The 15,654-nt window shown below is 40.7% G+C and carries 16 protein-coding genes; 15 read left to right on the top strand and 1 reads right to left on the bottom strand.

Annotation, left to right across the window (positions count from 1 at the left end; translation table 11 throughout):
• Window positions 1-257 precede the first annotated feature (257 nt).
• Complete coding sequence (locus HMPREF2637_RS04400) at window positions 258-989, bottom strand: DUF554 domain-containing protein (protein ID WP_070839211.1); 732 nt, start codon at window positions 987-989, stop codon at window positions 258-260.
• Window positions 990-1,263: 274 nt separating this feature from the next.
• Between HMPREF2637_RS04400 and HMPREF2637_RS04395 the strand changes: the two genes are divergently transcribed.
• The 15 genes from HMPREF2637_RS04395 (at window position 1,264) to HMPREF2637_RS04325 (ending at window position 15,508) form a co-directional block, all read left to right on the top strand.
• Window positions 1,264-1,995 carry an ABC transporter ATP-binding protein gene (locus HMPREF2637_RS04395; protein WP_002891761.1) on the top strand — a complete coding sequence of 244 codons (732 nt, stop codon included), beginning with the start codon at window positions 1,264-1,266 and terminating at the stop codon, window positions 1,993-1,995.
• Window positions 1,996-1,997: 2 nt separating this feature from the next.
• The gene (locus tag HMPREF2637_RS04390) at window positions 1,998-3,587 is read left to right on the top strand and encodes an ABC transporter permease (protein WP_070839209.1); all 1,590 of its coding nucleotides are present in this window, start codon (window positions 1,998-2,000) and stop codon (window positions 3,585-3,587) included.
• Between the two features lie 119 nt (window positions 3,588-3,706).
• A complete protein-coding gene (proB, locus tag HMPREF2637_RS04385; RefSeq protein WP_004183407.1) occupies window positions 3,707-4,510 on the top strand; it encodes a glutamate 5-kinase in 804 nt (267 codons plus the stop codon).
• Between the two features lies 1 nt (window position 4,511).
• The gene (locus tag HMPREF2637_RS04380) at window positions 4,512-5,762 is read left to right on the top strand and encodes a glutamate-5-semialdehyde dehydrogenase (protein ID WP_070839206.1); all 1,251 of its coding nucleotides are present in this window, start codon (window positions 4,512-4,514) and stop codon (window positions 5,760-5,762) included.
• A gap of 95 nt (window positions 5,763-5,857) precedes the next feature.
• Entirely contained in the window at window positions 5,858-6,250 is a 393-nt protein-coding gene (locus HMPREF2637_RS04375; RefSeq protein WP_070839204.1) for a DUF805 domain-containing protein, read from the top strand.
• A 99-nt stretch (window positions 6,251-6,349) separates the two neighbouring features.
• Entirely contained in the window at window positions 6,350-6,766 is a 417-nt protein-coding gene (locus HMPREF2637_RS04370; protein ID WP_070839201.1) for a DUF805 domain-containing protein, read from the top strand.
• 97 nt (window positions 6,767-6,863) lie between these two features.
• A complete protein-coding gene (locus HMPREF2637_RS04365; protein ID WP_002884632.1) occupies window positions 6,864-7,262 on the top strand; it encodes a DUF805 domain-containing protein in 399 nt (132 codons plus the stop codon).
• A gap of 88 nt (window positions 7,263-7,350) precedes the next feature.
• A complete protein-coding gene (locus tag HMPREF2637_RS04360; protein WP_070839197.1) occupies window positions 7,351-7,749 on the top strand; it encodes a DUF805 domain-containing protein in 399 nt (132 codons plus the stop codon).
• A 141-nt stretch (window positions 7,750-7,890) separates the two neighbouring features.
• On the top strand, window positions 7,891-8,352 hold the full coding sequence (locus tag HMPREF2637_RS04355; protein WP_070839195.1) for a Wzz/FepE/Etk N-terminal domain-containing protein: 462 nt from the start codon (window positions 7,891-7,893) through the stop codon (window positions 8,350-8,352).
• 30 nt (window positions 8,353-8,382) lie between these two features.
• Complete coding sequence (locus HMPREF2637_RS04350) at window positions 8,383-9,411, top strand: DUF6287 domain-containing protein (protein WP_070839194.1); 1,029 nt, start codon at window positions 8,383-8,385, stop codon at window positions 9,409-9,411.
• A gap of 112 nt (window positions 9,412-9,523) precedes the next feature.
• Window positions 9,524-10,474: a 16S rRNA (cytosine(1402)-N(4))-methyltransferase RsmH gene (rsmH, locus tag HMPREF2637_RS04345; RefSeq protein WP_070839192.1), complete on the top strand. Its 951-nt coding sequence runs from the start codon at window positions 9,524-9,526 to the stop codon at window positions 10,472-10,474.
• 2 nt (window positions 10,475-10,476) lie between these two features.
• Complete coding sequence (gene ftsL, locus HMPREF2637_RS04340) at window positions 10,477-10,797, top strand: cell division protein FtsL (RefSeq protein ID WP_002884540.1); 321 nt, start codon at window positions 10,477-10,479, stop codon at window positions 10,795-10,797.
• Between the two features lie 3 nt (window positions 10,798-10,800).
• Window positions 10,801-13,068 (top strand): penicillin-binding protein PBP2X, encoded by a 2,268-nt coding sequence (gene pbp2X, locus HMPREF2637_RS04335; RefSeq protein WP_070839189.1) that lies wholly within the window; start codon window positions 10,801-10,803, stop codon window positions 13,066-13,068.
• A 1-nt stretch (window position 13,069) separates the two neighbouring features.
• Window positions 13,070-14,092 carry a phospho-N-acetylmuramoyl-pentapeptide-transferase gene (gene mraY, locus HMPREF2637_RS04330; protein ID WP_002891748.1) on the top strand — a complete coding sequence of 341 codons (1,023 nt, stop codon included), beginning with the start codon at window positions 13,070-13,072 and terminating at the stop codon, window positions 14,090-14,092.
• Between the two features lie 72 nt (window positions 14,093-14,164).
• The gene (locus HMPREF2637_RS04325; RefSeq protein ID WP_070839243.1) at window positions 14,165-15,508 is read left to right on the top strand and encodes a DEAD/DEAH box helicase; all 1,344 of its coding nucleotides are present in this window, start codon (window positions 14,165-14,167) and stop codon (window positions 15,506-15,508) included.
• Window positions 15,509-15,654: the final 146 nt, after the last annotated feature.

Raw genomic sequence — 15,654 nt, 5'->3', positions numbered from 1 at the left:
TAGATTTCCATCAGTATTGTAAGTTCGTTAAAATATTAGAGGATGGAAATAGTTATGAAAAAAAGTATCTTGTAGGTTGCTTAGGCCTACAAGGGCTATTATAACAAACTCATCTTAGTCTAAACAAGGTTAGAAAAATTAGAATTAACTGCCACAAACATTGCTGGTTTTTTAATAGTTAGAATCCATAATAGCAATAAATAGAGACAAAAACCGTCACATGAGACTGACGGTATTTGTTTAGTTTAATCCTAATATCAACTAATCAAAGGCACCACCCAATTGACCCAGGCCCAGGAAATAGGCATAACCAGAATCATGGCTGGAATCATATCTGCTGTTGGGAATTGACGCAGTTTCATAATACGAAAACCAGTCGCAATCATGAGGAAGCCCCCGCAAGCCTTAAAGTCTCCAATCATGGCTTTTGTTGTTAGAGGAAGAATGAAACCAGCACTCACAAAGAGGAGGAAGAAAACGATAAATTGTGGAATGGCAATCATGGAGACGATGTAGCCTAGACTACAAGAGAAAATCATAGCCGTAAAGAAATCTAGGATAGATTTAGAAATTAAGATAGAAGCATCGCCTGTCATCCCAGACTCAAGGCTCCCGTAAATTCCTGTACCACTCGCACAAAAAAGGACGATAACTGTCAAGAGCTGTGCATAAAACTCATCGTGAGCTAACCCTGTTTGCTTGCTTGGTGTAATCTTGGACAAGCCTTTTTCCATTAGCCCAGCTCCCTTGTTGATGAGGTTTCCAAACTTTAGGGACAGCCCAATGATGGTACCGATAACTACTGCAAAGATAACCGCAGGCATATTAACCATATTCATAATAGCGCTAATCCCCATAACCATAGAGGCTAGGCCAAAGATAAGATTAAGATTTTCCTTGAAACCGTCTCTGAGATAGTCCCCAAAGAGTCCTCCAGCGATTCCTCCTAAAATAATAGATAGGGAGTTGATGATAATTCCAGTTGGCACCAGTGATTTTCCTCCTATTTATTCTAAATACTATAAGTTTAGCATTATCAAAGACCGAATGCAAAATTGTCTCGTTTTTACAAACGTTTCCTTGAAATTGTACCTTTGAAATGATACAATAAATGAGAAGATAGGGAAATAGCCTTATCTAAATCTATTGCCAGTGTTCTTAGAGTATTGTTCATAAAAAACAAGGTAACAACTCTAATTTATAATCTAATATAAAGTGTAAAATGAGACTATTGTTAAATAGATTCTCAAGAAAGGATAAAAGATGATTCGTTTTGAACACGTAACGAAACGTTATGAAGATAAGGATGCTCTCTCAGATCTTAACCTCGAGATTCGAGATGGTGAGATTTTTGGTCTGATTGGTCACAATGGGGCTGGTAAGACCACGACTATTTCCATTTTGACGTCTATCATTGAAGCTAGCTACGGTGAAGTTTACGTCGATGATATGGCCCTCAGCCAACATCGTGATGCTATCAAGAAAAAAATCGCTTATGTGCCAGATTCACCAGACTTATTCTTAAATTTAACTGCTAATGACTATTGGTACTTTTTGACACGTATCTATGATTTGGAAGCTAGTCAGGTTGAGGAACGTTTGACTAATCTTATGGCTACCTTTGACTTGACGGAAAGTCGCTATAACCTCATTTCTTCCTTCTCTCACGGTATGCGTCAGAAGGTTGTCGTTATCGGTGCTCTTCTGGTAAATCCGCAGATTTGGGTTTTGGATGAGCCTTTGACTGGTCTGGATCCACAGGCATCTTATGATTTGAAAGAAGCCATGCGTAACCACGCTAAGGAGGGTAATAGTGTGCTCTTTTCAACCCACGTTCTAAGTGTAGCTGAGCAGCTCTGTGATCGTATTGCTATTTTGAAGAAAGGAAAACTCATCTTCCAAGGGTCTCTAGCGGAACTTAAGTCTCAGTACCCTGACAAGGATTTGGAAACTATTTATCTGGAAATGGCTGGACGTAAGATCGAGGAGGTGTAGTCATGAACTGGAACCATGTTTGGGAGCTTTTTAAAATTAATCTCCTCTATGCAAATCCTCAAGCAGTAACTAACCTACAGAAACGTCAGGAGAAAAAGAAAAAGGCTAATTTCTCCATCGTTAATGCCATGCTTAGACAACAACTCTTGATTTTAATTGTTTTTACGGTTGTATATAGCTATCTTTTTGTAGGTGTCGATTATAAGGCCAATCCTGGAGTCTTAACCCTATATCTTTTGACATTTTCAGTCATGGGGCTTCTCCAGACTTTTACGGCTCTCTATAGTACCTTTTACGATAGTAAGGATAGCAAGGCTTATCTGCCTCTTCCCTTAAAGCCATCAGAAGTCTTTTTGGCCAAGACCTTGTCAGGTTCTATGGTTGGGATGACCTTCATGGTACCTATCCTTAGTCTTCTCATACTAGCTTACTGGCAATTTATTGGCCCGCTGGGGATAGTCGTGGGGCTGCTATCCTTTATCGTTTCTCTCTTTATCAATCTCGTTTTTTCAGTGATTCTGTCTAATAGTATTGGAACGCTGATTGTTCGCAGTTCTCGTCAAAAGCTCTATTCGACTATTTTGATGACCCTGTCAACCCTATTGATTATGTTGCCTATCATGATGGTTGGTTTTCTTAATGGTTATATTAAGGGTGCTGGACATATTGATTTTCCTTTATTGCCTTATCTAAGAGGTTACTATGATGTGGTAGCTGCTCCTCTATCTCCAGAGGCTCTACTAAATTTTTATCTTCCTCTTATCTCAGTGCTTATCTTGGGTTTTTGGTTTTATAAAGTCAGAATGCCTCGTTATTTCCACGAAGCGATTTATAACAAAAAGGCTAGAAAGCCTCAGGCCAAAGCTGTTACTCGAAGCCAAAGACAGGTCTTGATCCGCCATCATTTATCTACTTTGGGGAATTCAACCCTCATTATCAATACCTATGTGGTGCCAGTCTTATATATGATCATGTTGGGTGGAGGTGCGGTCTTTTTGAAAGATCTGGGTCCAGACTATTTCGGACTCCTGCTTTTGGTCGGAATTGCCTTTGGTTTCTTTTCAGCTCAACCAACAAGCTTTCTTGGTGTAGCAACTTCCCTAGAGGGGACAAACTTTGACTTTATTCGTAGCCTACCAATCAATACGGGTGACTATCTTCGTCAAAAGTTCTGGCTTTTCTATGGCTTGCAAGTTGGTGTTTCCCTCTTATTAGGAGGACTTGGTTTAATATTCTTGGCTCATCTCCATCCTATTTTGGTAGCAAGTTTCACTCTTGGTTTTCTCGTAACAACCTATCTTGTAGGTGGCTATTACTTTGAACGTGACCTTAAATTGCTGGAAGTGAATTGGCAGGAAGTTACCCAGCTTTTCAATCGAGGTGGCGGACAGTGGCTCTTTATGGGTATCTTTATTCTTACAATTTTCATTGCTGCCTTGCTAGGAGGTATTGTCTTCTTTGCAAGTAAGTTCTGGATTGCCCTAGTAGTCAATGCTATAGTATCTGGGCTTATAGCTTTAGTTGTCCTAATCGTTTATCTCTTTGTTGATCGCAGACGTTGGAAACGTATTAGAGCCATGTTTTTTGCCTAGAACAAACTGTTTAAAGAGTCTCTCCGATTGGAGGGATTCTTTTTTAATGAAAATCCTTAATATGTAAACTTATGCATTATATATGTTAAAATACCTGAATTTAGTGTATAATCATAAACATGAAACGAAATTTTGACTCAGTAAAACGCCTGGTTATCAAAATCGGGACTAGCTCTCTGGTTTTGCCATCAGGGAAAATTAATCTTGAAAAAATCGATCAATTAGCTTTTGTTATTTCTAGCTTGCATAATAAAGGAATTGAGGTTGTCCTCGTATCCTCTGGTGCCATGGGCTTTGGTCTCAATGTCCTAGACCTAGACAAGCGACCGGCTGAAGTCGGTAAGCAACAGGCTGTCTCAAGTGTAGGACAGGTGGCTATGATGAGCCTATATTCTCAGGTCTTTTCACATTACCAGACCAAGGTATCTCAGTTGCTTTTGACGCGTGATGTGGTTGAGTATCCCGAGAGTTTGGCCAATGCCATCAATGCTTTTGAGAGCCTCTTCGAGCTTGGGGTTGTCCCAGTTGTTAATGAGAATGACGCTGTCAGCGTAGATGAAATGGATCATGCGACTAAATTTGGGGACAATGACCGCTTGTCTGCTATTGTTGCTAAGATTGTTGGTGCAGACCTACTCATCATGCTGTCAGATATTGATGGGCTCTTTGATAAGAACCCAAATGTTTATGAGGATGCGACCCTTCGTAGCTATGTTCCAGAGATTACTGAGGAAATTCTGGCCTCAGCTGGTGGTGCCGGTAGTAAATTTGGTACAGGTGGTATGATGAGTAAGATTAAATCCGCCCAGATGGTTTTTGAAAATCATAGCCAAATGGTTTTGATGAATGGTGAAAATCCACGTGACATCCTTCGTGTCCTAGAAGGAGCCAAGATTGGTACACTCTTTAAACAGGAGGACTAAGATGACATATATCGATACACTGGGCCAACAGGCCAAGGTGGCAGGTCGTCAGATTGCTAAATTATCAACAGCAGCTAAAAATGACCTTCTAAATCAGGTAGCTAAAGCTCTAGTAGCTGAGAGTGCCTATATTATCGCTGAAAATGCTAAGGATATGGCCAATGCCAAGGAAAATGGTATTTCAGAGATTATGCAAGATCGCTTGCTCTTAACGGAAGACCGTATCGCAGGGATTGCTGAGGGTGTCCGTCAGGTGGCAGATCTTCAGGACCCAATCGGTCAAGTAGTTCGTGGCTATACGAATCTGGATGGTCTCAAAATCATTCAAAAGCGTGTTCCTATGGGTGTTATCGCTATGATTTTTGAGAGCCGTCCCAATGTCTCAATCGATGCCTTTAGCCTTGCCTTTAAAACCAATAATGCTATCATTCTTCGTGGAGGACGTGATGCCATCAATTCCAACAAGGCCTTGGTTACAGTAGCTCGTAAGGCTTTGGAAAATGCGGGTATCACAGCAGATGCCGTTCAGCTGGTTGAAGATACCTCTCATGAGGTAGCAGAAGAACTCATGGTGGCGACTAAGTATGTAGACTTGCTCATCCCTCGTGGCGGAGCCCGTCTCATCCAAACAGTTAAAGAAAAAGCCAAGGTTCCTGTCATCGAAACGGGTGTTGGTAACTGTCATATTTATGTGGATAAATATGCTAACTTAGATATGGCGACACAGATTGTCATCAATGCCAAGACTCAACGACCAAGCGTGTGTAATGCTGCAGAATCTCTCGTCGTTCATGCTGATATTGCGGAAGACTTCTTACCTAATTTGGAAAAAGCTATTTCAAAAGTTCAGACTGTTGAATTCCGTGCGGATGAAAAGGCTTTGAAACTTATGGAAAAAGCTGTACCAGCTTCACCAGAAGATTTTGCGACAGAATTTCTTGACTATATCATGTCTGTTAAAGTGGTAGACAGCCTTGATGAGGCCATTGATTGGATTAATACTTACACGACATCGCATTCAGAGGCTATTGTGACTCAGGATATCAGTCGTGCGGAGCAATTCCAAGATGATGTTGACGCTGCAGCTGTCTATGTTAATGCCTCAACCCGCTTCACAGATGGATTCGTCTTTGGACTAGGTGCTGAAATCGGAATTTCAACCCAAAAAATGCACGCCCGCGGTCCAATGGGACTTGAGGCCCTTACCTCAACCAAGTTCTATATTAATGGCCAAGGTCAAATTAGAGAATAAACCATCAAGCTCCATGAAGGAGCTTTTTTAAGTTAGTTTGCTAGACGACAGGCCTTCCGATATACTGGTGGTATCAAGAATGAGGAGATTTTGTCATGTTTAAAGCTTATAAGAAGTATTGGATGGGCTATTTCGATTTTATAGGACGTTCAACTCGCTCAGAATATTGGTTGGCAGTTTTAGCGAATACTATTGTAAGCATTATTTTATTTACCGTGATTATAGTTGCTATTTTATTTGATAGACCAGATAGTGATTATCATATTATTCTCAACTTATTGTATGGGCTTGCAATGGTATATTTCTTTGCTACCTATATTCCATCCATTGCCCTTCAGGTGCGTCGCTTGCGTGATGCCGGTTTTCATTGGGCCTTGATTTTCTTACGCTTTGCGTCTGTCATAGGTGATATCGTACTGTTGGTTTTGTCTTGTCAACCCACAAAAGTAGAATTTCCTTTCAACCAGTTCAATAATTCACAACAATAATAATGACTTAACAGCCTTGCTAGGCTGTTTTTTAGTTGATTTGTCAATCTTCCCTTCTCTTGCTATACTGGGAGTATCATAAAAAAGGGGGATTTTATTATGATTGAAGCCTACAAAAAATTTTGGAAGGGCTATGTAGATTTTAAGGGACGTTCAACGCGTTCAGATTATTGGCTTAATGTTCTTGCGCAATGCTTGGTTTATTTATTGTTTAGTTTCTTACTCATACTAATCATGATTTTAGGAGGAGACTCCTCTACGTATACGTCTAATCCATATAGTTTTCAAATGATTTTGGTCTATATTGTAGTGTTAGGAATTGGAGTCTATGCGTTGGCCTCACTTGTACCATCCATTGCAATCATAGTACGTCGTTTACGAGATGCAGGTTACCACTGGGCCTTGATATTCCTATCGCTAATTCCATATCTCGGTGGTTTTATTATTTTTATCTTAACCTTACAACCAACAAAGGTAGAAGTAGCGTTTAATAATTTCAATAACCCACAGCAATAAAAGTGCTTAGCAGCCTTATAGGCTGCTCCTTAGTCAATTTGCCAGAAGACCGGTCTTTTGGTATAGTAGTATTATCAAAAAATGAGGAGATTTTATTATGATCGAAGCTTATAAGAAGTTTTGGAAGGGCTACGTAGATTTTGAGGGACGTTCAACACGTTCAGATTACTGGTTTGCATATTTGGCAAATATGTTAACTGTCGTTGCTTTTTATGTGTTGTTAGCAGTATTTGGAGGAATTGCAGGTGCAACTGATTCAAGCTTTTTAGCTGTTATTTCACTTATCCTACTACTTATCTTTTTTGCCTATGGTATTGCTGCGTGTTTACCTGGTATTGCTGTAACTGTTCGTCGTTTGCGTGATGCTGGCTACAATTGGCCGTATATTTTTGTTGCATTTATCCCATTTGTAGGTGGTATTATCTTAATTGTGTTGTTGTGTAAACCAACTAAGGTTGAGTATCCATTCAACAACTTCAATAACCCACAACAATAATAATGACTTAACAGCCTCACTAGGCTGTTTTTTACTTGATTTGTCACTTGTTATACTGGAAGTATCATAAAAAAGGGGGGATTTTATTATGATTGAAGCCTACAAAAAATTTTGGAAGGGCTATGTTGATTTTACGGGACGTTCAACACCCTCAGATTTATGGTCTGCATATTTGGCACATCTATTGATTGTCTTTGCTGGGTATTTGCTCCTAGCAGTGTTTGAAAGAATGGCAGCTGAAACAGGATCAAGCGATCTATTTACTATTGGTGTTATTTTACTACTTATCTTTTTTGCCTATGGTGTTGCTGCGGTTTTACCTGGTATTGCTCTAACGGTTCGTCGTTTACGTGATGCTGGCTATAATTGGCCGTATATTTTTATTCCTTTAATTCCTTTTGTCGGTATTTTTATCTTCATTTTTCTACTATGTCAACCAACAAAAGTAGAAGTGCCATTGAACAACGTCGATAACCTACAGCAATAATGCAAATCAGCCAACTCTTAGAGTTGGTTTTTCTGATGCCAAAAAAGTTTTATGTTAATGTTGCACATTTTAATATTTCTGATATAATCTTATCTGAGACTAATCAATACTAAAATATAATTTAAGAAATGTGAATACTCTATGAAACTACTTCGTCAATTAAAAGAAAAACGTTACCTTATTTTGGCATTTACCCTACCGGCTATTCTTTTGGCATTGGCTATTGTCTTTTTGCAGCCTGCACACAATCATGCTAAGGTCCAAGTCAAGGTAGCTACTAAGCAGTCATCGTCTAGTAAACCCAAGGCTTCATCTAAGTCATCGAGCTCAAGTTCTTCGTCATCTTCTTCAACCTCAATTGAGTCTTCAAGTGAATCGTCATCAGCAAGCTCAACGGTAGAAGCAGCTAGTCAGACAGAAGCAAGCTCAACTCCTGCGGTAGCATCAACGCCTACACCATCACCATCTTCAGCACAAGAGACTTATCAAGCGCCCCAGTATAGCTATGTGCCACCAACAACTTATACAGAGTCACATAGTGATGCTTCAAGCTATACAGCACCTGCCTACAGCGCAGATGTTAGCTCTGGGACAACAGAATAAGGGTTAGAGAAAAGGAATTTAGGATTAGAAATGAAAAATAAAGTTTTAGCATTAGTAACAGGATTATCTAGTTTAGTCCTATTGGCCGCTTGTTCAAACCTGCAGAATGGCTTAACAGCGTCGACTTCATCTTCATCAGTAGAGCAGTCACAATCAAGTAGCAGTGAAAGTTCAAGTCAGGAGGAGAAAGTAGATATTTCTTCCTATGATAGCATCATCAGCAAGTACCAAACGGCTGTAGCTGACAATCAAACTGACGCTTCAATTAATCCTTTGGTGGTGACCTATGCTAATTCTCAAACAAGTCCTGCCTCAACGGTCTATACTTATCGTGATTTGGATGGTAATGGTGTTGATGAGTTGATTCTTGCTTTTAAGCCAGGTAAACTCTTTAAAGAACATGTGATTACGGATATTTACACTATCTCTAAGGATAGTGGTCAGGTGATTCGTCTGACAGAAGGTCCACAACTGGGCATGTTGGGTGAGCGTATGACATTGGCCTACCTCATGGATAACACCTTTAGCTACTATGGTAGTGCTGGTGCTATGGCTGGTGGAGGCTCTGGCTACCGCTTTAGTAGTGATGGTCAGTCTCTTGTAAAAGATGACAGTGATTCGGGTGCAGACAAGGTTGATCTTTCTAATTGGGGTTGGAAGGATCTGAGTAGTGCCTCTACTAATAGTAGTTCTAAAACATCGTCGGAAGATAAAACAAGCTCAACCTCACTTAACGCTGATGAATTGAAAAATGGTAACTATAAGTCAGCCGTAGGAACATGGAAGTCTTCAAATGGAAAGACCATTACTATTACTTCGGATGGACAGTTGAATCTCTGGGGCTATACTTACCCTATTGACAAAGTCTCATCCAATCAATATGTGTCTGGTATATATACCTTAACTTATGTTGATTCTAGTCCAGTAGGGAATACCCCAATTCAGCTTTGTCCTAAGGGAGTTAGTGATGCAAGTGATGCGGGAGATAACAGTAAGGACCGTATCTTAGCGACGAATGGAGTGCCATCTGAGGAAAGCTATTTTTACAGAGTGGATTAATCTTATCAGATGATATATCAACTAAAGAGTTAGACCACAGGTCTGGCTTTTTTACTATCCTGTCAACTTACAGAACGAGACAATTTCTCCATTCTTGTGCTATAATAAAATTATGACTAATGAATTTCACCATGTAACCGTTCTTTTGCACGAAACTGTTGATATGCTTGATATCAAGCCCGATGGCATCTATGTAGATGCGACTTTGGGTGGCGCAGGACATTCGTCTTATCTTTTGTCACAATTGTCTGAAAAGGGTCATTTGTACTGTTTTGATCAGGACCAAAAGGCTATTGATAATGCTCAAGTGCGTCTCAAGGACTATATTGATAAGGGCGTGGTGACCTTCATTAAGGATAATTTCCGTAATCTCAAGTCCAACCTTGAAGCTTTGGGGGTGTCTGAAATCGATGGTATTCTCTATGACTTGGGTGTGTCTAGCCCTCAGTTGGATGAGCGTGAGCGTGGTTTCTCCTACAAACAGGATGCCAAGCTGGATATGCGCATGAATGAGGAGGCAAGTCTGACTGCATATGATGTGGTCAATACCTATCCTTACAACGATTTAGTGCGTATTTTCTTCAAATACGGTGAGGACAAGTTCTCTAAACAAATTGCACGTAAGATTGAGCAAGCGCGTCAGGTAAAACCTATCGAGACGACGACGGAACTGGCAGAAATCATTAAATCAGCTAAGCCTGCTAAGGAATTAAAGAAGAAGGGTCATCCAGCCAAACAAATCTTCCAAGCTATTCGAATCGAAGTGAACGATGAGCTTGGTGCTGCGGATGAGTCTATTCAAGAGGCCTTGGATTTACTTGCTGTGGATGGTCGTATTTCGGTCATTACCTTCCACTCTTTGGAGGATCGATTGACTAAACAGCTTTTCAAGGAAGCTAGTATGGTAGATGTGCCTAAAGGTCTACCCTTTATTCCTGAAGACCTCCAACCTAAGGTAGCCTTAGTTAATCGTAAGCCAATCCTACCTAGTCAGGAAGAATTAGAAGCTAATAACCGCTCGCATTCTGCTAAATTGCGTGTGGCTAAAAAAATCAGGAAATAATTATGGAAAATAAGGAACATCAGATTGTCAATAGAGCCATTAGAAACCATATTCGTTTTATGACGCGTATGGAAAAGGCCTTCTATTCGGCAATTGTTTTGACAGCTATTGTGATGAGTATCGCTGTTGTATTTTTACAAGGGCGTAATCAGGCTATCAAGCAACAAATCACAGACCTTAATAGCAAGATTAGTGATGAAAAAACAGAGCTTAACAATGCTAAGCAGGCGGTTAATGAGTTGACTAACTCTGACCGTATTAAAGAGATTGCTAATAAGGCAGGCCTGTCTATTAATAACGATAGTATTAAGAGTGTGAGGTAACCAATGAACAGATTAAGAAAACTTAAACATTTATTTCTAAACTATGTCGTTAGGGATAGGCGAAAGCCAGCCCAGAATCGACAGCACGTTGGTCAGAACCTTATGGTTCTCAGCATCTTTATCTTTTTCGTCTTTATTATCAACTTTGTGGTGATTATCGGGGCAGATAGTAAGTTTGGTGTCGATTTGTCGACTCAGGCTGCTAAATCTTATAACACTAAGACCACAGTGGCTGCCAAGCGTGGGACGATTTACGACCGAAATGGAAATGTTTTGGCTGAGGATTCAACCAGTTATGCCATTTACGCTATCGTGTCGACCAGCTATGTGTCAGCGACTCAAGAAAAACTCTATGTCCAAGATAGTCAGTTTGACAAGGTTGCTGATATTTTAAAGGATAAGCTAGGAATTGAAAAGAGTGATTCCTTGGCCCAATTGCGTACTAAGGGTGCCTACCAGGTTTCCTTTGGACTAAAGGGGAAGGGAATTACCTACTCTGTTAAAGAAGAACTAGAAAAAGCCTTTAAAGATGCGGGAATTAAGGGGATGGCCTTTGAAGCAACAACGTCACGAATGTATCCTAATGGAACCTTCGCGTCAGAGTTTCTTGGTCGTGCCGAAGCTGTTGAAAATAAAAAAGACGGCTCATATTCTTTGATTGGTCAAACTGGTTTGGAGCGCTCGCTCAATAGCCTCTTGACTGGAACAGATGGAGAGGCCATTTATGAGAAGGATAAAAACGGTAATACGCTTCTAGGTACGGAAACCATTACCAAGGAAGCTATCGATGGTAAGAACATCTATACAACCTTGTCAGCGCCTCTCCAAACCTTCTTAGAAACGCAGATGGATACCTTTATGGAGCAGACGCAAGGTGTCAATGCTTCAGCGACAGTTGTTAATGCTAAGACAGGTGAGATTCTTGCAACGACACAACGTCCGACCTATAATTCTGATACTCTTGAGGGACAGGCTAAGAAAAACTATGACTGGGTTAACCGTCTTTACGAAGCTCAGTATGAGCCTGGATCAGCCTTTAAGGTCATGCTCTTGTCAGCTGCTATTAACAATGGAAGTTTCAACCCGAATGCGACCTACAGTAATGCTAATGGTATTAAGGTTGACGACGTTGAAACTAATGACTGGTCAATCAATGAGGGTATCTCAACAGGTCGTACCATGACATTTGCTCAAGGCTTCTCTTATTCAAGTAACGTTGCTACGACCATGCTAGAACAAGAGATGGGAGACAAGGTTTGGTCTAACTACTTATCTCTTTACAAATTTGGAATTCCAACTCGTTTTGGGATGGTAGGTGAATCTTCAGGGTTTGTCTCAAGAAACTCTGTGAATATTGCTCAATCATCCTTTGGACAAGGGATTTCAGTGACTCAGGTTCAGATGCTTCGTGCTTTTTCAGCCATCTCTAACAATGGTGTTATGTTGGAACCTCAATTTATCAAACAAGTTGCGGATGTCAACCAAGGCACTGTTCGTACGGCTAAGAAAGAAGTTATTGGTAAGCCAGTTTCCAAGCAGACTGCTTCTGAGACCCGTAATTATATGATTTCTGTTGGTACAGACCCAGAGTTTGGTACCATGTACAACAAGTCCGAAGGTTCGCCAATCATTAAGGTTGGTAACTATGATGTTGCGGTTAAGTCAGGAACGGCTCAAGTTGCCGATGAAAAGACTGGGACTTACAAAGATGGGACCAACGAAACGCTCAACTCAGTTGTAGCTATGGTTCCTTCTGATGATCCACAATATGTCATGTATGTAACGGTTCAGGAACCTAAGACCTGGGATAATAATTTTTATGCGACGGTGGTTAACCCTGTCCTAGAAGAAGCCATGTCTATGGGAGACACCCTAGATACTTCTGTGTCTGAAGGTAGTGAAAAGACCGAGGAAACGAGCTATCAAACCGGCGATATTATCGGTAAGAGTACGGGCGAGACAGCTAACACCCTTCGTCAAAACTTGATTCATCCGATTGTTCTGGGTGTTGGTGATAAGATTGAGAAGGTTTCTGTAGATTCCAAAGCCAATATCAAGGCTAATGAACAGATTCTTATCATGACCAATGATTTCACAGAACTTCCAGACATGTATGGTTGGACCAAGAAGAACGTTGAAACCTTTGCCAAATGGAAAGGCATTAAAGTTACTTATAAGGGTGGCAAGTCAGGGACTGTTACCAAACAAAGTGTTGCGGCAGGAAAAGCCCTGTCTAAAACCAAGAAGATTACCATTACTTTAGGAGACTAAGATGACTATGAGTCTGATAGCAGGTGTGGCCGCCTTTGTGTTGACGGTGCTCGCCATGCCTCACTTTATTACTTACTACAAAATCAAGAAAATCGGTGGCCAACAAATGCATGAAGATGTGAAGCAGCATTTGGCTAAGGCTGGAACACCAACTATGGGAGGGACAGTCTTCCTAGTGGTTGCCATCTTGGTTAGCTTGATTTTTAACTTCCACGTCTTTAGCGAGGGCCACCAAGCCTATGGTGCTACAGTAGGGATTCTCTTTGTAATTTTGATTTATGGAATTATCGGCTTCCTTGATGATTTCCTTAAGATTTTCCGTCAAATCAATGAGGGACTTAAACCTTGGCAAAAGATGGCCTTGCAGATTATTGCGGGTTTGCTTTTCTACTTTATCCACGTACTCCCTAGTGGGACAGATAGCCTAGCTATTGGTGGATTAACCATTCATCTCGGTGTCTTTTATGTTCTATTTGTTTTATTCTGGATTGTCGGTTTCTCAAATGCTGTGAACTTGACAGACGGTATTGATGGTTTAGCTTCTATCTCTGTGGTTATCAGCTTGATTGCCTATGGGATTATCGCTTTTGTCAAGGGTGAGTTCGCTATCTTGACTATCATTATCACTATGATTGGGGCACTTCTTGGCTTCTTCGTCTTTAACCACAAGCCAGCCAAGGTCTTTATGGGAGATGTCGGTTCCTTGTCACTTGGAGCTATGCTTGCGGTTATCTCTATTGCCCTACGTGTAGAGTGGACTCTACTCTTGATTGGTGTGGTTTATGTCTTTGAGACAGCTTCTGTCATGCTACAGGTCAGCTATTTCAAATACACTAAGCGTAAGTATGGTGAAGGTCGTCGTATTTTCCGTATGACACCATTCCACCATCACCTCGAATTGGGTGGCCTTTCAGGTAAGGGTGACAAATGGTCAGAGTGGAAGGTTGATGCTTTCCTTTGGACAGTTGGAGCACTTGCAAGTGCCATTACCCTTTGGATGGTTCTTGGAAACGTTATGAAATAAATGAAAAGAGCAGAAATGCTCTTTTTCTGTTATAATGATAGGGATAGACTAGATAGAAAAGAAGAAGTAAACATGTCATTTAAAGATTTTAATTTTAAAACATTTATTCAGGAGGCTCTTGACGAGATTAAGTTTAAGGAGCCAACACCTGTTCAACAGAAATTGATTCCTGTAGTCCGTTCAGGTCGTGATTTGGTTGGTGAATCAAAGACGGGTTCAGGGAAGACACATACCTTCCTCTTGCCAATTTTTGAGAAACTAAATCCAAAGAGTGGTGATGTTCAGGTTGTTATTACAGCACCATCACGTGAATTGGCTACACAAATTTACCAAGCGACAAAACAAATTGCCAAACACTCTGAGACTGAAATTCGTGTAGTCAATTATGTGGGTGGTACAGACAAGCAACGTCAGATTGAGAAACTCAAGGTAGCACAACCTCATATTGTTATTGGGACACCAGGTCGTATTTATGACCTAGTTAAGTCTGGGGACTTGGCTATTCACAAGGCCCATACCTTTGTTGTTGACGAAGCTGATATGACCATGGATATGGGATTCTTGGATACTGTAGACAAGATTGCGGCAAGTCTACCTAAGGAAGTTCAAATTTTGGTCTTCTCAGCAACCATTCCTCAAAAATTGCAACCATTCTTGAAGAAGTATTTGACCAATCCAGTCATGGAACAAATCAAAACTTCAACAGTTATTGCGGATACTATTGATAACTGGTTGGTATCTACCAAGGGTCGCAACAAGAATGAGCAGATTCTTGAGATGCTTAAGGGGATGCAACCATATCTGGCAATGATTTTCGTCAATACCAAGGAACGTGCTGACGATTTGCACAGTTACCTAGTGTCAAATGGTCTTAGGGTTGCCAAAATTCATGGAGGTATTCCACCACGTGAACGTAAGCGTATCATGAATCAAGTCAAGAAGCTTGATTTTGAGTACATTGTAGCGACGGACCTTGCAGCGCGTGGGATTGACATTGAAGGGGTTAGCCATGTAATCAATGACGCCATCCCTCAAGACTTGTCCTTCTTTGTTCACCGTGTAGGACGTACTGGACGTAATGGCTTGTCAGGAACAGCCATCACCCTCTACCAACCAAGTGATGACTCAGATATTCGTGAGCTTGAAAAGATGGGGATTACCTTTGAGCCGAAAGTCTATAAGGACGGCGAGTTTCAAGATACCTATGACCGTGACCGTCGTGCCAACCGTGAAAAAGCCTATCAAAAACTTGATACGGAAATGATCGGTTTGGTTAAGAAGAAAAAGAAAAAAATCAAGCCTGGCTACAAGAAGAAAATTCAGTGGAAGGTTGACGAAAAACGCAAACGTGAACGTCGTGCGGCTAACCGTGCTAAGGGACGTGCTGAGCGTAAAGCTAAGAAGCAAAGTTTCTAAGTATTGGCTTCTAGGTGAGAGCAAATTTTAATTTAAAAATTCAAGAGGTTGAAACCAAAGTGTTTCAGCTTTTTTGATTATTATCAAACTTTTTGGAAACTCAAAAGACCTTATTTAGTTTGAAGATATATTTTTCTTTTGAGCCT

This window comes from Streptococcus sp. HMSC065H07, from assembly GCF_001837325.1.
Lineage (GTDB): Bacteria > Bacillota > Bacilli > Lactobacillales > Streptococcaceae > Streptococcus > Streptococcus salivarius_H.
Note: the sequence above shows the minus strand (reverse complement) of the source record. Positions and strands in the feature narration are given on the sequence as shown.